Origin of the sequence: Sorangium sp. So ce128, from assembly GCF_051525245.1 — a bacterium.
Taxonomy (GTDB): Bacteria; Myxococcota_A; Polyangia; order Polyangiales; family Polyangiaceae; genus Sorangium; species Sorangium cellulosum_B.
In genome coordinates this window covers 7,056,590-7,072,121 of record NZ_CP150313.1, presented here as the reverse complement: position 1 = coordinate 7,072,121, position 15,532 = coordinate 7,056,590, and the positions used below count along the sequence as shown (strand labels likewise).

Below are 15,532 nucleotides of genomic sequence, written 5' to 3'. Positions count from 1 at the left end.
CGCCGAGCAGGCGCGGCCGTGCGCGTCGCCGAAACCCTGACTCATCCACCGAGTTCGGGCAATGTCGTCGATGAGGAGGCGCGGGAGTGAGCCGATCGAGCGCGGATCGCCTGGTGAACGAGGCGAAGGCGAGAGAGCTAGACTCTGGTCTTCGAGGAGGCCTCGAAGGAACGGAAAGCGCGCCGCGGGAGCTTCGGTGTCCGCGCCCGAGGCGACGTGGCGCCGCGCGACCGACCCGGGCGGAGCGCCCTCGTCCTCGACGGCGCTCCTCGGCGGGCTTCCCGCGTCAAGGCGCCTGGATCTTCTGCTTCACCCAGCGCCCCGACTCGGTCAGCTGGCCATCCGACCACGGGCCGCCGGCGCTCGCGCCGGGCCTGAGCGCGGCGCAGGACTCGGCCTTGTCGACGATCGACCAGTTGAGCCAGCTGATGCTGTTGCTGGCCATGAAGTCGAGCCACCGCTGCGCCTCGGCGAGATCCAGCGCGCCGTCTCCGGTGGAGGAGCAGGTGCCCCACTCGGTGACGAACAGCGCGAGGCCCTTGGCCATCGCGGTCGTCGCCTTGGCGCGCAGCCCATCCTTGTGCGTCGCCGCATAGAAGTGGAGCGTGTAGGCGATGTTGTCGTAGCTCGTGATCGGGCTGTTGGCGGCGACGTCCGCGTCCTGGGACCAGTTCGGCGACCCGACGATCACGAGGTTGTCGGAGCCGGCGCCGCGGATCTCCCGGATCACCTCCTCGGCATACGCCTTCACCTGCGCCCAGGTCTCGGTGTCGGGCTCGTTGAACACCTCGAAGATCACGGCGGGCTCATCGCCGTACTCCGTCGCCATCTCCCGGAAGAAGCGCTTCGCAGCCTCCTTGTTCCGGGGCTGGACCGCGTCGTGATCGTGCCAGTCGATGAGCACGTAGATGCCTCTGGCGATGGCGGCGTCGACGATCGCCTTGACCTTCCGCTTCTCCGCGTCCGGGTTGTTGACGTAGCCGAGCCCCGATGTGTTGGCGGTCATCGCGGCGCGGACGACGGTCGCATCCCAGTCGTTCACGAGCGTGTCGACGGCGGAAGCGTTGTAGAACTTCTCGCCCTCCCAGACGCTCCAGAACATGCTCATGCCCTTGAGCTGGAGCTCTTCGCCGTGCTCGTCGACGACGCGGTTGCCCATCACCTTCAGGCGGCCGTGCCGCTCCACCGGCGTTCTCGCGAGGGGGCCGGTGCCGGTCGAGGTGGTCGAGCTGGTGCCGCTCGCGGTGGTGGTCACGCTCGACGTCGAGGCGTCGCCGCCACCCATGCCGCCAGCGCCGCTCGAGGAGGCCGACGAGGACGCTACGGCCGACGTCGAGGCATCGCCGCCACCCGCGCCGCCGCTGCCGGACGAGGCCGACGAGGAGGCCACGGTCGACGTCGAGGCATCGCCGCCGCCCGTGCCACCGGCGCTGCTCGAGGAGGCCACGGTCGACGTCGACGCGCCGGTACCGCTTGAGGACGCCGACGAGGACGCGGCGGTCGACGCGTCATCACCTCCTGTGCCGCCAGCGCCGCTCGTGCCGCCCGAGGACGCCGACGACGAGGCCACGGTCGACGCATCGTCGCCGCCGTTGCCGCCCGAGCCGCCGTTGCCTCCTGAGCCGCCGTTGCCTCCTGAGCCGCCGTTGCCGCCCGAGCCGCCATTGCCGCCCGAGCCGCCGTTGCCGCCCGAGCCGCCGTTGCCGCCCGAGCCGCCGTTGCCTCCTGAGCCGCCGTTGCCGCCCGAACCACCATCGCCGCCCGAGGAGGCCGACGCCGTCGCGTCGACGCCGCCGCCGGAGGAGGCCGACGCTGGCGCCACGGTCGATGCGTCGCCGCCCCCTGATGCCGAGTCTTCCGACGGGCCTCCGCACGCGAGCAGCACCATCGCCGGCAAGGCGAGCTGCAGAAGACCGCGCGTCCACTTCGGCCCGGTGAACAGTCCAGGGGTCAAGTCATGGCTCATCGTAATCTCCAAGGAAGGCGCCTCGCACGGCGCGCCCGGCCTCTAGCGCGGGCATCAAGCAAGGACATCGGCAAAGAAGGCGATCCGCTGCATAGCAGGCCTGGCGCGATGGGTGAAGGTGAAAGTGGGAGAGCCACCGAGGCCTGCACGCCTGCACGCGCGATCCGCACGACTCGCGATCCGCGCGCTTCCTCGCGCTCGCGGGATCACCCTGCACCCCACTCGTGGGCGTCTCTCTCGGCCCCTGCCGGCGCGAGGGGCCGGCGGCCCCTCCCTACGCGCGGCGGACGATGTCTTGCAGCGCGCTCTCCAGTCGGCGCTCGATGGCGGGGTCGTCGAGCGCCGGCGTGATCTCCTCGGGCACGACGCGCGCGCGCATGATGACCCGCGCATAGATGAACGCGTCGCGCGCGTTCGGAGGGTCCTTGTCGCCGAGGCAGGAGCGGAGCAGCTGGTACGCTCGGCCTTTCACCACGCCTCCCCTGTCCGCCCGCGCTCGACGGTGGTGATGATCCGGCGCACCGCGGCGGTCGCGGTCTCGTGCGCCGCGAACGCGTCCCGCACGACGTGCGCTGCCCTCGCGGCGGCGCCCTCGTCGAGCGTGCCTCCGAGCACGCTCTCGGCGAGCCGGACGAGCGGGCTGATCTCGACCATGTCCCGCGTGAGGGATCGCGTCGCCTGGGCGAGCTCGGACGCGGCCTCGGCCGGAGCGGAGCGCGAGAGGGCCATGGCGTCGTCGGCCAGCTCGGCCGCGATCGCGAACATGTCCCGGTAGCAGTCGACCGCCGCGCGAAGATCGTCCGGGCTCGGCGCGATCTGCGGCGCCTCCGGCAGCGTCGCCGCCGCGCGCTGCGCCTCGGCGATCACGGGAGCGATGGCCATGAGCGCGCGCTCGAGCGTACGCGCGGTCTGCCCGAACCGGGCGAGGCGCTCCCTCGCGGTGCAGCTCGGCGGCGGCGCGTCGCTCTCCAGCGCCTCGAGCCGCGCGCCGGCCTCGGCGGCGAGCCGATGGAGGCCCTCGACGACGCCCGGCTCGAAGGTGCGCGGGACGAGGTCGATCACGCAGAGCGAACCGACCACATGCCGGCGCACCCGCACCGGCACACCCGCGTACGCGCGGATGCCATAACGCTCCACCAGCTCCTTGGGCACGCGCTCGTCGTGAACGGCGTCCTCGACCACGAGCGGCGCCTCGTGGCGCACCACGAGCTGACAGAACGAGCTGCTCCGTGAGGTCGCGCAGCTGACGCTCAGGTCGGGCGGCAGGCCGCGGTGCGCGCGGAACAGCTGGATGTGTCGGACCACCAGGCTCACGAGCGCCATCGGCGCCCGGGCGAGCTCGGCCGCCCGCTCGACGCAGGCGTCCAGGATGGCGTCCGCGTCGTCGCGCAGCAGCACGTGGTGCAGCTCGGCGAGGCGCGCGGGATCGTTCAAATCGGCCATGGAAGTGTTCTTGCCGGGGCGACAGGGCGGGCTCAACTGCGAGCGCCGCCGTGCCTGCGCCCGGCCCACGACCTTACCGCAACCCGGCGCCTCGAGCTGCCCCCGCGAGCGCTTCATCGGCTCCGCGCTCCAGGAGACACGACCGCACCGGTGTCCACCTGCGGGCCGGCGGCTTCGCTGTCCCGCCCTGGCGCAGATCGCGATCGATCCTCTGTCGGGTTGTTCTCCCGCCTTCCGGATGACGGAGTGAGGCGCGGAAACGGCGGCGTGAAGGCCACCCGAGCTCAGCGTCTTCAACGGCAACGAGCTCTGGGCCGCTGTCTCCATGGACGCGCTCGAGACCAGGAGCGACTGGACCCGGGCCGCCGGGACCACCTGGTACCGCCTGCACATCGCGCCCGCCCCGATCGTGGATGTCGACGGCCCGGTCGATTTCAACCACGCCTACACGGACACGGACCACGCCCATGACATCTTCTCATTCGCGCCGGAGAGCCTCGTCAACAAGCTGGACTACGTCGGCGACACGAAGGGAAATGAGGCGGGGTCGAAGACCGGTGTCAGGGTCTATTCAACCCCATCACGATCGTGACCGAATAGCGGGAGCAATGCGCTCCGCGGCCGCGGCGATGGCGGGGCGCATCTGTGTCGCCCTTGGGAGATCCCGCTTCTCTGGCAGCTCATGTGACAGAGATCCTCCATGCGGGCTCCCTGGGGCGTGGTCCTGGAGGGACGCGTGATCTCGTCGAGACGCGCCCCGGACGTCCGAGGCGACCACACCGGCGTCGGGCCGTATCACCGCGATGCCGGTGTGCAGATGTGATCGCGCCTCTCGAACAGGGAAAGCCATCCTTGACAGGGGCACGACAGAGGATATCGTGCGCCGTCGCTCATTCGGTTTTTCGAGAGCGACGCGCGAGGTCAAACAGCGCTTTCATCGCGCTGCGCAGAGGGTCGTTCCTGACGAACAACGCCGTTGCTGCTGCGTCAGGCCACGTTTGCGCCTCGCCCACGATAACGTCCGGGATCCGCGCAAACGCCACGACGGCGAGTGCTCGCCGGCGCCCAGCTCGGCCGGACTGAGCCCTCGGCAGGAAGGTTCGCACATGAGCAAGAAGCGGTTCGCCCTGCGCCTGTCCGTGTCGGTCCTCTCGCTCCTCCACGTCGGCTGCGCAGCCGACGTGGAGGACGTCGAGCGCGCCGCGCTGGCGTCACACGCCTGGGGCAAATACCACTGGGCACGAACGAGCAACCCCTTCACCATCAAGCTCGGCAACAACGTGTCCTCCGCGTGGGCCGAGCACCTCTCGGTCGCCGCCAGCGATTGGTCCAGGTCGTCGGTGCTCGACGCCACCGTCGCTGCCGGCGGGGGCGGCAGGCGATGCCGGCCCACCAGCGGGAGGGCTGAGGTCTGCAACGCGCGATATGGCGCCAACGGGTGGCTCGGACTGGCCTCGGTCTGGGCCGACGGGGAGCACATCACCCAGGGCACGGTGAGGCTGAACGACACCTACTTCGACACGGCCAGGTACAACACGCCGGCATGGAGAGCCTCCGTGACGTGCCAGGAGATCGGGCATCTCTTCGGGCTCGCTCACAACGACGAGGACTTCAGCACGACGACCGGGACGTGCATGGACTACTCGAACGATCCGGGGCAAAACCAGCACCCAAATCAGCATGACTACACGCAGCTCGAGGCGATCTACAAGCACCTCGACAGCATGACGACCGTCGGCGCTGCCGGCGCGGCGCCGCCCGCCCTGGCCGGCGTCGACCCCACCGACATGGAGCATTGGGGCGATCCGGTCGACGTGTCGCCGAGCGGGCGCGTGCATACCTTCGTCCGCGACCTCGGCCATCTTCAGGTCATCACCACCGTGACCTGGGCACCCGAATAAGCAAGGAGCGGCGCGCTCACCTCAGGGAACGCTGACCTGCTGTCTGGGCGTGAGCGTCGAGGCGCGGTCGCGCGCCGGCGAGCACGAGCTCGATGCCCGTCATGAAAGCGGCGAGGGATCCGCGGTGCTCCAGGCTCGGTCGACTCAGTCGCACGCCACGTGCACGCCGACTACTCGCGTGCGAGCGGCAGGGCCCAGGGCCCTCCGGCGCCGGCGCGAGAGATCACCTGGGGCAACGCGTCGCTCGCCCGCTCGGGCGCGTAGTCGTAGGGGGGCTTGAAGACGTCATCCGCTGGCTCCCCGTCTCCGCCCAGGTGAACGCCGCTCTCGTCGCGGTAGAGGTTCGAGCCAGGGACGGCCAGGAGGAGTCCCCGGCCCGTCGCGTCGCTGCAGTCCGAGCGCCGCGTCGCCGCGTCGGCGTTCTCGAACACGCTCGCCTCGAGCAGCACCTGCCCCTCACAGGCGGCGCCGACCGCCCAGTCCGAGATGTTCGAGAACACATTGTTGAAGAGGTGGGCGCGCGCTCGGGATCCGGTGGCGAGGGGGGCGCGCGTCCTCACTTCATCGAAGCGACAGTGGTGTATCGTCACCTCGGCGTCGGTGATCGTGCAGGCCCAGCGCTCGCGGCCGCCGCACTCGGCCTCGTTGCTGCCGTCGAAGTGGCCGTAGGAGAAGGTGACCCCGCTCGTGCCCGCGTGGACGTCGGCGAAGGCGTCGCTGATCCGTTGGACGGTCGTGTGATCGATCCAGACCCTGGAGGCTTGCGTCAGCGTGAACGCGTCGCCCGCTTCGTGCACGTTCGAGTTCAGATCGTAGAGGGCGAGGTTGCGGATGATCACGTTCTCGCTCTGGTTGAGATCCATGTTCACGCCCGGCAGCGCCGCGCCGCGCCCGAGCCCGACGAGGGTCTTGTTGGAACCGAACTGGACGACGCGATGGTTCCGCGTCGCCCCGACGAGCGGACGCTCGCAGGTCGCATCCCCGGTGAGGACCTCATAGAACGTCTTCTCCGGCTCCTCCGAGCAGGTGCTGGGACAGACCTCGATGTCCTGGATCTCCGAGCCTGTGCGGCGGAAGTCGTAGAGGCCTTCGGCGAGCAAGATCACGGCCGGCTCGTCCGAGCGGGCGAGCGTCTCGAGCTCGGTCCAGCTCGAGACCAGCACGGGCGTCGCCCCCGCGCCCCCCGTGGCGCCCTCGCCAAAGCCGATCGCCTCGACCCGTATCACCTTGCGGAGGGCGATGGGCCCCCGCGCCCCCGGCGCGGGCCCGATCCAGCGAGCCTCCGTGCTCGCGGGGAAGGCCGCCTCGGGATCGCAGCCCGGCAGATCTCCAGCGCTCCCCAGCTCGCGGGCCGCCGCCCAGCCGCTGTCGTCGTAGCCGGGCGCGGTCCAGTCTCCTTCCGGCGCGGTGCTCAGCTTCCAGTCGCTGCCGCTCCCATGGCTGCGCTCGAGCTCGTCGAGGTGGACGAGCGCCGCGGGGGTCCCCGCTGCGGCATGAACGCTCACGGCGATCACGTTCTCTCCCGGAAGCAAGGAGAGGGGCACGAAGATCGGAGCGCGCGCCGACTCGCTCGCGGCGATGAGATCCCCGTTGACGTGGACGCGGAAGGTATCGCGCCCCGTGATGGAGAGACCGGGGCCCTCGAGCGCGCCGTAGCTCGCGCTGACGAGCGGCGAACTCGCGAGCTCCTCTCCCTCTCCGAAGGCGGCCCCCGGAGGGAGCTCCGCCGCGGGCGGCTCGCCGTCGCAGGCGAGCTCCGTGAGGGTAGGAGAGCCGCCGCCGACACCCGCGTTCCCCGGGGCGCGGGTGGCCGTCTGGATGAGCTGATCCTCACAGGAGAGCCCCCAGGCCAAGGCCGAGAGCGCGGCGACTCGGGGGAGCCAGGTGCGGCAGGAGAGGCGCATGGCGACCAGGGCAAAGCTGCGGGGCGACGCCCGAGAGCGCAACCCAAATGCTCCGAGTCGCCTGCTCCGATCCAGCGTCCTGGCGGCGGGCGAATTTTTCTGGAGGCTCGCGACGCCCCCAAGTAACTAGGAGAGAGTGGCTCAACCCACGCGCTCTGCCCCGCCGCCCGGACCCACCTTGGCCCGCTTCCCCGCCGACAAGCGGTCGGACGCGAGCTTGGTCGCTGGCGCCGCCGCTGGAGAGCGGGAGGCCCTCGCCGTCATCTGGGACAGGTATTCGGGTCTCGTGCGAGGTGTGCTGTATGGCGCCCTCGGTCCCGATACGAGCCTCGAAGATCTGGTCCAGGAGGTCTTCCTGGGGCTGATCCAGGGGGCCGCGCGCATCCAGGACGGGGGGGCTCTCCGTGGCTATCTCGCGTCGATGGCGGCGCGGCAGGCAGCGCTCGAGATCCGGAAGCGCAAGATACGCCGCTGGGTGGGCCTTTCCCCGAGCGGCGAGCTCCCCGAGCGCGCCCTCGAGCGCGTCGACTTCGAGCATCGCGAGGTGCTCAGCGCCCTCCACCGTGTGCTCGACAAGCTGAGCACGCGCCGGCGCATGGCCTTCGTGCTGCGCCACGTGCAAGGCCTCGAGATGCTCGAGACCGCCGCGGCGCTCGGCGTGTCCGAGTCGACGGTGCGCCGTGAGCTCGAGAGCGCGCGCGCGTTCTTGCTCAAGGCGCGCGAGCCAGCGCTCCAGGAGTTCCTGTCCCGGTGTGAAGGATTTTGGCCATGAGCGAACCCGAACGACAGCTCGATCCCGTCGCAGCCCTCCTGCAGCGCGCCGCTCAGCTGAGCGAGACGGAGCGCCGCGAGGCGCGCGCCGCCTTCCTGCGCCGCGTCGACGAGGAGCAGGCTCGCGTGAGCAAGACGCGGGTGGTCGTTCGCTGGGCGGCTCCGCTCGCCTTCGCCGCGAGCGTGCTGATGGTCGTTTTCTTCCTCTGGCGAACGGAGCGAGGTCTCGATTACGTCGTCGAGGGCGCGGTGAACGAGAGCGGCTATGTGCGCGCACCCGTCGATCACCCGGCCGCCATCACGTTCTCCGATCAAACGCGGATCCGGGCCGCGGCAGGGACGCGGCTTCGTATCGACGAGACCAAGAACGAGCGTGGCGCCCGCATCTCGGTCGAACGCGGCCGGGTCGAAGCCGAGGTCACGCACACCGGGCACAGCGATTGGCGCTTCGTCGCGGGTCCCTTCGTGGTCCGCGTGGTGGGCACGCGCTTCGAGCTCCTGTGGGACGCTGACCGCGAGCGGCTCGAGGTGATCCTGCGCGAGGGGGCGGTCGAGGTGGAGGGCTACTCCGGCTCTGGCGCCGTGAGCGTGCGCGCGGGGCAGCGCTTCGTGGGGGACGCTCAGGCGAGGACCCTGCACGTCAGCGACACGACGGCTCGAGCCCCCGACACGGCGGCGCAGGGCCCCGACACGGCGGCGCAAGGCTCCGAGCCCGCGCCTCCCGCGGCGCAGGGACAGCTCGCCGAGATCGCAGCGCCGGCGCCGGAGCCCGCTGCTCCCCCGGCGCCGAGCTCCGCTGAGACCCCGGCGCCCCTGGTCGCCTCGCCGAGCACCAGACCCCCCTGGAGCAAGCTCGTTTCCCAGGGCGAGTTCCGGCGCGTCGTCCAGGAGGCCGAGGCGCGGGGCACCCAGAACTGTCTCACCTCCTGTGATGCCGCCGACTTGAACGCCCTGGCCGACGCCGCTCGCTACGTGGGGCAGAACGAGCTCGCCGAGCAGGCGCTGCTTGCCCTGCGCGCGCGCTACGCATCGACCGCGGGGAGCCGTGCAGCCTTCTTGCTCGGGCGCCTTCACGAGAGCCGCGGCGCCGCCGCGCGCGCCAGGACCTGGTACGAGACGGCCCTCCGCGAGGCGCCGGGCGGCGCCTTTGCCGCCGAAGCGCTCGCGGGGAAGATGCGCGCGGTCCAGAGCCTCGAAGGACCGGCCGCCGCGCGCGTGGTGGCGCAAGACTACCTGCGCCTCTATCCGAGCGGGGTCCACGCCAAGACGGCTCGACAGCTCGCCGCTCAGCCCTGATCCATGGTCCGGCGGGCGCGAACGCTCCTCGTCCTGCTCCTGCTGCTCGTCTGCCCTCGAGCGGCGTGGGCGCAGCGCGTGCTCGTCGTCCGACCGGACCCGCGCGACGCCACGCTCTTCGAGGCCTTCGGGCGGCTCTCTGCCGAGCTGGAGCTGCAGTCCTTCGAGGTCATCGTGCTCGGGAGCGCCGCGCGATCGCCCGGGGCCGAGGAGCTCGAGCGAGAGGCGCAGGAGAGCGAGGCCTTTGCGGCTGTCGCGCTGCGGCGCGACGGAAGCGGCACGGCCGCCGAGGTGTGCATCGTGGATCGCGTGACCGGCAAGACGACCACGCGAAAGCTCCTCATCGATCCCTCCAGCGATGGCCCGATGCTCCTCGCGGTGCGCGCCGTCGATCTCCTGCGCGCAAGCCTCCTCGAGCTGGGCCCGGGCCAGGCTCCCGCTCGGGACGTGCTCGGCGTCGAGGCCCAGCCGCCCGCCCCCGAGGTGCTCCGCTTCTCCCGGGAGCCGCCCCGCTTTCACGTGCGCACGGGAGGGCTCGTCCTCTTCACGCCTCCGGTGGGCGGCGGCGTCGGCGCGCAGATCGGCGCGCACACCCGCCTCGACGAGCGCTTCCGTCTCGGCCTGCTCCTCGGTGGTCCCCTCTTTGGCGCCGAGTTCCGCGCAGCAAGCGGGGCCGCCCGGGTGCGCCAGGAGCTCGCGCTCCTCCGGGCCAGCTGGAACCTCGGGCAAACAGGTGCCGGTCTTCACTGGGAATGGGGGCCGCTCCTTGGCATCGGCGCCTACCACCTCCAGGCCACCGGCCATGTCGAGCCGCCGCTCGTGGGGCGCAGCGAGGAGTTCTTCAGCTTCGCCGCGGACGCAGGGCTGAGCGTCCAGTACTTCTTTCATCCGAGCGTGGGCCTCGGTCTCGAGCTCACCTGTCTCACGCTCCTGCCGCGCCCCATCATCGCCGTCGATGAGGAGCGCGCCGCTCCGCTCATCGCTCAAGCCCTGGGCACGCTCAGCCTGGGGGTCTCGTTCTGAGGGAGCATGGCGAGGCGCGCGCGCGTCCTCGAGGCGTCACGGGACAAGGGAGTTGATGTACTCCTCGAGGTTCGTCCAGCCGTCCCCGTTGCGGTCGCCATTGCGATCCTCCGGGTCGTGAGGATCGAGCGAGGCGGAGACCTCCCACGCATCGGGCATCCCGTCCTGATCCGTGTCCGCGGGCGCAGAGCCCCCCGGGATGTCTCCAACGGTGTTGGGGAGGCCGAGGCTCTTCTCGTCGCTGATCGTGGCGCCCTCGGCCCCGAGGGACGCGAGCTCTTCCATCAAGAAGTCGTCGACCGGGTCACGCCAGAGAGACGCCCCGGCGCGCTTCATCACGTGGTCGAAGGCGTCCTCTGCGCTCATCGCGGGCACGTCGGGAACCTCGACGCTCGGCGCCGCCTCCCAGGTCACCGAGCCGAAGTCCCCCTGGCCGAGCAGGCGGCCGTTCAGGACACCGTCCTTGTTGCTGTCGTACCAGTTGTCGACGGCATAGAGGTGGTACTCGGGCGTTGGGCTGTCCAGGGTGCCGCCTTTCGTCTCCGGGCCGGGGATCAGCGTGTTGCCGACCATCACCCCGTCCGAGCGACCGCTCGTATCACCCAGGATGTACCCCGAGGTGACCCAGTTGTAGACGACGTTGTTGACGAACTGCAGCGTCCCGCGGGCCTTGGGGTTACGGGAATTGTTGTCGATGTACAAGGACCGGATGATCGACGTGCCGGTCGTGTTGACGATGCCGCCCGTGCTGTGGGTCTGGAGCCCCTGTGCGACGATCGAATCTTGAAGCGTGATGTTGTAGAGCTCCGCCCCGCTCTCCCGGTTCAGATCGAAGGTGCCGTCGCGCCCCCAGCTCAGCGAGCAATGGTCCCAGATCACGTCGTGCCCGTTGGCCATGGTGACGGTGTCCTTGCCGGAGTCGCCGATCTTGCCCATACGAAACCGCACGTAGCGAACGATCGTGTTCGAGGCGCCGGAGAAGGAGGTGCCGTTCCCGTAGACGGTGATGCCCCCGCCCGGCGCGGTTTGCCCGGCGATCGTCTGGTTATTCTTGAACACCAGGCGGGAGTCGATCTTGATGACGCCGCCGACGTCGAAGACCACGGTGCGATTCGGCTGGCTGATGGCATCCCGCAGGGAGCCGGGCCCCGCATCGTTCAGGTTGGTGACATGGTAGATGTCGCCGCCGCGCGCGCCGGTGGCCATCCGCCCGAATCCCTCGGCGCCGGGGAAGGCCCCGAACTCGACGGCGCCCGACCCGCCCGTCCCAGGGCCGCCGCCCACGCCCGCGCTCGGTGCGCCGCCGCCCGCGCCCGGGCTTGGCGCACCGCCGGTCCCTCCAGCTCCCGTCGTCACCCCGGAGACGGCGTCGCTGCCCGATGCCTCTCCGCCCGGCGCCTCTCCGCCCGTGCCAACAGGATCCATCGAGGGAGCTCCGCCGCCCCCGGAGCCGTCGTGCGGGGCCCCAGAACACGCCCACGCGGCCGCACCCAGAGCACAAAGTGACAGCCAAGAGATGCTCGCCCGGCCTGGCGGGCATCGCGCCCAGGTCTTCATGTGCCCGGAGTTGATCCAGCCCCTGCTCACCTTTCAGAAATCGTCACCCGCGGCGCGGGATGGCGTGCCGGGTCGCGCGCGACGCCGCCGACGAGCGGCATGATGACAGCTCGATCGCTGGTGCGGAGCAAGCGAGAGAACGGTCCTCGATCTGCTGGAAAGCCAGGCTGGACGTCCTCATCGCGGTCGTCGGCTTGCCTACGCAACGCCGCCGTCCTCCTTGATGAACTTCCGCAAAGAGCCCACAGCAAGCCAGGAGAACTCATCCGCAGCCCCGGAGATGCGGCGCAGGTCGCACCCGCCGTACGGTGTTTGGTGACCGGACGGCCCGGTCCACCTTGGAGAGGATGGTAGGGGACACCATGGGCACACTGAGCACTTCCAAACGAATCCTGGTCACCGGCGCGTCGCGCGGGATCGGACGCGCGGCCGCGCTCGCGCTCGGCGAGCAGGGACACACGGTGGTGCTCGCCGCGCGCGACGAGCACGCGCTGAGGTCGCTCGCCCGTGAGATCGCTGGCGCGGGCGGGCGGGCCGAGGTCGTCCCCATGGATGTCACGGACGACGGGAGCGTCGAGCGCGGGATCGCGCGGCTCCTCGAGGCGGGGCCGTGCGACGTCGTGATCAACAACGCAGGTTCCTGCGACCAGACGGATTTCATGGCGCAGGACATGAGCACGCGACGCGCCGAGATGGATCTCAATTACTGGGGTGCGGTGCGGGTGACGCGCGCGCTGCTGCCGTCGATGCTGGTGCGCCGCTCGGGCGTCATCGTGAACGTCTCGTCGTTGCTCGGGGTCATCGCTTCGCCGACGGCGGCCAATTATTCGGCGACGAAGGCGGCGCTCGGCGCGTGGTCGCACGCGCTCCGAGGCGAGGTGGGCCGCTTCGGCATCAAGGTCGTCGTGTTCGTGGCGCCCCACACCGACACGGCGTGCGGCCGCGCCACCCGCTTCGACGGCGTGGTGAGCTTGCCTGTCGAGTACACGGCGAAGGAGCTGCTCCGCGCCGTCGATCGGGCGCCCCGGCAATATGCGGGGAGCCCCGTCTATCGGCTTCTCTTGCGGCTCGCCGGGCTCTTTCCGGCCTTCCTCGAGGCGCGGGTCGCTGCGTCGGCGCGGGCTCATCTGCTGCCTGGTTATGGGCCGTAGGAGCGAGCGCGGAGGATCTGCGGTCCGAGAGTCATGTGCGGAGGGGCGCCTCGCGCGCACGACGGATACGAGCAATACGTGCGAACCGTACGAACCGTGCGAACCGTACGAACCGAGCGACGCTGCCCCGATCGCCCTGGCGCGGCTCGGGCGATCGTGTATCTTCGACCTCGCAGAGGTAGCGCCATGAAGGTCTTCCGGTAGCAACGCGGTCGCTTCCGCCGGGCGGGTTCTCCCCGCTGCCCGCGTTGCTCGCGCTCCGGCGCCCCGTCGCCGTCCGTTCTCCGCTCGCCTCGCGGCGGCGGGGCGGCGTGTGTTCGACCTTCGACCTCCAGCCATCGGGCGACGCTCGTACGAGCCGAGCGCCGCCCGGAGAGCGTGCGTCATGGCGCCCCGTCTTCCGCTTTCCATCAAGCTCACCCGTCGCGCCGTCGCGCGACGAGACCTCTTCTGCGAGCTGGTGCAAAGGGCCGTCCGGCCGTCTCAGGCCGACGCCGCCTTTGCCTTCCATGCGTTCGCGTTCAAGGCCGATGAGGATGAGTTCGCGCGCGAGCTCATGTTCCGCCGGACCGAGCTCTGGCTCTTCCGCTCCAACCAGCGCGCCTCCTGCGGCGACTTCCTGGCCGTCGACATGTCGAGCCCCTGGGCGGCGCGGCGGCGATCCTACGTGATCGAGCTCAAGCGCGGGATGCCGGTGCGGATCGGAGGCGGCGCGGTGGGCGTGCAGCTCCAGAAGGCGGCGAGCGCCGTGCAGGCGCTCGCGCAGAAGGGCGACGTGCTCGGCGTCGAGGGGGCGTACGTCACGGTGGCGGGGGACGGGGCGGAGATCCTCGCGATGTTCGCGAGGGGCGCGCGGCTCTAGCCTGCTCGACAGTCAGCGACGCGATCCTGCGGGCTCGGCTACCGCAGGATCTCCTCGAGGAGCGCGTTCGGCACGCCGCGGCGATCCTCGCCGAACGACGAGACGCCCAGGCCGTAGTACTGGTTCATGATGGTGAACCAGAGATCGCGGAGCTGGCGATCGCTGCCGAGGGCGCCGTAGGCGATGTGCGCGTCGTTCAAGAAGACGCCGTCGCCGCCGAGGAGCACGATGGGCAGGTCGTACCCGTCGTGGTCGTGCGACCGCATCTCGCTCATGTGCACCATGACGCAGTGATCGAGCACCGTGCCGTCGCCCTCGGGGATCGCGTCGAGCCGCTGCGCGAGCTGCGCGCTCTTCTGGTTGAGCCAGCAGTTGATCGCCGCGTAGTCGAGGTTGCTCTGCGCGATGATCTTGTACTGGCCGTCCTGGGTCGCGCGGTCGAGGTTGCCGGCGGCGTGCTGGGAGGAGTGGTAGTGCAGGCTGGCCTCTCTCCTGTACGCGAGTCCCACCTTGGCGCGGACGTCCTCCGGGATGCACCGATACTCGAACTCGGAGCGCATGTCGTCGTGCATGTGGGTGATCACGCGCGTCACGTCGCATTGAATGGCCATGACGATGAGGTCGATCATGACCTTCGCGTGATCTTCGTGCTTGTACGGGCCGGCTCCCGTGTTGTCGTTCTCGTTGAGCCCCTCCGCCTGGCCCGGCGGCTCGGGGACCACGCCGGGCTGGCTGATCGGGTTGCAGCCCAGGCCCGTCTGCGGGGTCATCGTCGACTGGACGCGGGTCGCGTTCTTCTCGATCTCGCGCAGCGAGTCCAGGTACTGCTGGACGATCTTGCGATCGTCGGAGCCGACCCGGTTCATGAGCGAGTTCGCGTCCGCCAGCACGCCGTCGATGACGCTCTTCTCGGTCGCCGCGCGGCGCTCCGCCTCGATCCTGGCCTCCTCGTCGCTCTGCCCTGGAACGGACCCCAACGCGCCCGCGCCGACGAGCGCGTCGAACACCGCCTTCGGGTTGACCGAGCGCTTCAGCGGCTCGCGCGGGCTCTTCCAGGAGAGGACCTGATTGTAGGCGTAGCTGCGCTGGTCGAAGAAGCCGGGCTTGACGCCGAGCCCCGTCTGCAGCGACGGGATGCGGGTCGCCTGCTCCGGGCCTGCCTTCTGGACGATGAGCTGGTCGACCGAGACGCCGTTGCCCACCCACTCGCCGAGGTCCTGGCGCGCCTCCCTCCCCAGCTGATCGGCGTCCACGCAGGTCGAGAGCGCCGCGCCGAGGCGCGAGTGGGAAGGCTCGATGTAGGGGTGCTGCTCCGTGCTCCACGTGTAGTTGCCGAGGCGGCTTATCATGAGCATCTTCGACTTCACCGGCGCGAAGTGCTCGAGCACCCTCGGCAGCTTGAAATCGGCGCCCTTCAGCGTCTTTCCGAACGCCGGGGCCGTCTCCCACCAGTGATGGGGCGCCCCGTTCGGGAAGGTGCAGAGCACGAAGCGCTTCGGGGTGCCGGGCTCCCCGCCGCGCGCGCTGCGCGGCGCGAGGCTCTCGAGAAACGGCAGCGCCAGGCAGACGCCCGCGCCGCGCAACAAATTTCTGCGTGTCATCAAGCGTTTCATGTGCGCATCGCTCCTTCGTGCCTCGTCTTGTGCAGAAACAACGCG

General features: G+C 70.3%; 14 protein-coding genes. 8 read left to right on the top strand and 6 right to left on the bottom strand.

Annotated elements, in window-relative coordinates:
* Window positions 1–286: 286 nt before the first annotated feature.
* Window positions 287–1,255, bottom strand: a complete 969-nt coding sequence (locus WME82_RS26845; RefSeq protein WP_438037623.1) for a glycoside hydrolase family 5 protein — start codon at window positions 1,253–1,255, stop codon at window positions 287–289.
* Between WME82_RS26845 and WME82_RS26840 the strand changes: the two genes are divergently transcribed.
* Window positions 1,209–2,012, top strand: coding sequence for a hypothetical protein (locus tag WME82_RS26840; RefSeq protein ID WP_438037622.1), 804 nt, complete (start codon window positions 1,209–1,211; stop codon window positions 2,010–2,012). The genes WME82_RS26845 and WME82_RS26840 overlap by 47 nt on opposite strands.
* Before the next feature lie 228 nt (window positions 2,013–2,240).
* On the opposite strand, the gene WME82_RS26835 is transcribed toward WME82_RS26840, so the two are convergent.
* Both WME82_RS26835 and WME82_RS26830 read right to left on the bottom strand, forming a co-directional pair.
* On the bottom strand, window positions 2,241–2,438 hold the full coding sequence (locus WME82_RS26835; RefSeq protein WP_437707496.1) for a hypothetical protein: 198 nt from the start codon (window positions 2,436–2,438) through the stop codon (window positions 2,241–2,243).
* The gene (locus WME82_RS26830; protein ID WP_438037621.1) at window positions 2,435–3,409 is read right to left on the bottom strand and encodes a GAF domain-containing protein; all 975 of its coding nucleotides are present in this window, start codon (window positions 3,407–3,409) and stop codon (window positions 2,435–2,437) included. Before WME82_RS26830 ends, WME82_RS26835 begins: the two co-directional genes overlap by 4 nt.
* Before the next feature lie 325 nt (window positions 3,410–3,734).
* Here WME82_RS26830 and WME82_RS26825 point away from each other — a divergent pair, with 325 nt between their 5' ends.
* On the top strand, window positions 3,735–4,001 hold the full coding sequence (locus tag WME82_RS26825) for a hypothetical protein (protein ID WP_438037620.1): 267 nt from the start codon (window positions 3,735–3,737) through the stop codon (window positions 3,999–4,001).
* Between the two features lie 514 nt (window positions 4,002–4,515).
* Window positions 4,516–5,310: a hypothetical protein gene (locus WME82_RS26820; protein ID WP_438037619.1), complete on the top strand. Its 795-nt coding sequence runs from the start codon at window positions 4,516–4,518 to the stop codon at window positions 5,308–5,310.
* Between the two features lie 170 nt (window positions 5,311–5,480).
* Here WME82_RS26820 and WME82_RS26815 read toward each other — a convergent pair whose 3' ends face one another.
* On the bottom strand, window positions 5,481–7,214 hold the full coding sequence (locus WME82_RS26815; protein WP_438037618.1) for a hypothetical protein: 1,734 nt from the start codon (window positions 7,212–7,214) through the stop codon (window positions 5,481–5,483).
* Between the two features lie 136 nt (window positions 7,215–7,350).
* On the opposite strand from WME82_RS26815, the gene WME82_RS26810 reads away from it, so the two are divergent.
* Genes WME82_RS26810 through WME82_RS26800 form a run of 3 tightly spaced genes read left to right on the top strand, consistent with a single transcriptional unit; the run spans window position 7,351 to window position 10,304 of the window.
* Window positions 7,351–7,986 (top strand): RNA polymerase sigma factor, encoded by a 636-nt coding sequence (locus WME82_RS26810; protein ID WP_437739324.1) that lies wholly within the window; start codon window positions 7,351–7,353, stop codon window positions 7,984–7,986.
* Complete coding sequence (locus WME82_RS26805) at window positions 7,983–9,281, top strand: FecR domain-containing protein (protein ID WP_438037617.1); 1,299 nt, start codon at window positions 7,983–7,985, stop codon at window positions 9,279–9,281. Before WME82_RS26810 ends, WME82_RS26805 begins: the two co-directional genes overlap by 4 nt.
* Window positions 9,282–9,284: 3 nt before the next feature.
* Window positions 9,285–10,304 carry a hypothetical protein gene (locus WME82_RS26800; RefSeq protein WP_438037616.1) on the top strand — a complete coding sequence of 340 codons (1,020 nt, stop codon included), beginning with the start codon at window positions 9,285–9,287 and terminating at the stop codon, window positions 10,302–10,304.
* A 36-nt stretch (window positions 10,305–10,340) separates the two neighbouring features.
* On the opposite strand, the gene WME82_RS26795 is transcribed toward WME82_RS26800, so the two are convergent.
* On the bottom strand, window positions 10,341–11,729 hold the full coding sequence (locus WME82_RS26795) for a pectate lyase (RefSeq protein ID WP_438037615.1): 1,389 nt from the start codon (window positions 11,727–11,729) through the stop codon (window positions 10,341–10,343).
* 494 nt (window positions 11,730–12,223) lie between these two features.
* Between WME82_RS26795 and WME82_RS26790 the strand changes: the two genes are divergently transcribed.
* Both WME82_RS26790 and WME82_RS26785 read left to right on the top strand, forming a co-directional pair.
* Window positions 12,224–13,012 (top strand): SDR family NAD(P)-dependent oxidoreductase, encoded by a 789-nt coding sequence (locus WME82_RS26790; protein WP_437739320.1) that lies wholly within the window; start codon window positions 12,224–12,226, stop codon window positions 13,010–13,012.
* A gap of 385 nt (window positions 13,013–13,397) precedes the next feature.
* Window positions 13,398–13,874: a hypothetical protein gene (locus WME82_RS26785; protein ID WP_437911429.1), complete on the top strand. Its 477-nt coding sequence runs from the start codon at window positions 13,398–13,400 to the stop codon at window positions 13,872–13,874.
* Window positions 13,875–13,912: 38 nt separating this feature from the next.
* Here WME82_RS26785 and WME82_RS26780 read toward each other — a convergent pair whose 3' ends face one another.
* Window positions 13,913–15,475 carry a DUF1552 domain-containing protein gene (locus WME82_RS26780; protein ID WP_438037614.1) on the bottom strand — a complete coding sequence of 521 codons (1,563 nt, stop codon included), beginning with the start codon at window positions 15,473–15,475 and terminating at the stop codon, window positions 13,913–13,915.
* Window positions 15,476–15,532 lie beyond the last annotated feature (57 nt).

Coding starts and splice junctions, on each gene's coding strand:
- WME82_RS26820 (WP_438037619.1), top strand. CDS start 4,516: ATGAGCAAGAAGCGGTTCGCCCTGCGCCTGTCCGTGTCGGTCCTCTCG.
- WME82_RS26815 (WP_438037618.1), bottom strand. CDS start 7,214: ATGCGCCTCTCCTGCCGCACCTGGCTCCCCCGAGTCGCCGCGCTCTCG.
- WME82_RS26780 (WP_438037614.1), bottom strand. CDS start 15,475: ATGACACGCAGAAATTTGTTGCGCGGCGCGGGCGTCTGCCTGGCGCTG.
- WME82_RS26785 (WP_437911429.1), top strand. CDS start 13,398: ATGGCGCCCCGTCTTCCGCTTTCCATCAAGCTCACCCGTCGCGCCGTC.
- WME82_RS26830 (WP_438037621.1), bottom strand. CDS start 3,409: ATGGCCGATTTGAACGATCCCGCGCGCCTCGCCGAGCTGCACCACGTG.
- WME82_RS26795 (WP_438037615.1), bottom strand. CDS start 11,729: ATGGATCCTGTTGGCACGGGCGGAGAGGCGCCGGGCGGAGAGGCATCG.
- WME82_RS26805 (WP_438037617.1), top strand. CDS start 7,983: ATGAGCGAACCCGAACGACAGCTCGATCCCGTCGCAGCCCTCCTGCAG.
- WME82_RS26825 (WP_438037620.1), top strand. CDS start 3,735: ATGGACGCGCTCGAGACCAGGAGCGACTGGACCCGGGCCGCCGGGACC.
- WME82_RS26800 (WP_438037616.1), top strand. CDS start 9,285: ATGGTCCGGCGGGCGCGAACGCTCCTCGTCCTGCTCCTGCTGCTCGTC.
- WME82_RS26790 (WP_437739320.1), top strand. CDS start 12,224: ATGGGCACACTGAGCACTTCCAAACGAATCCTGGTCACCGGCGCGTCG.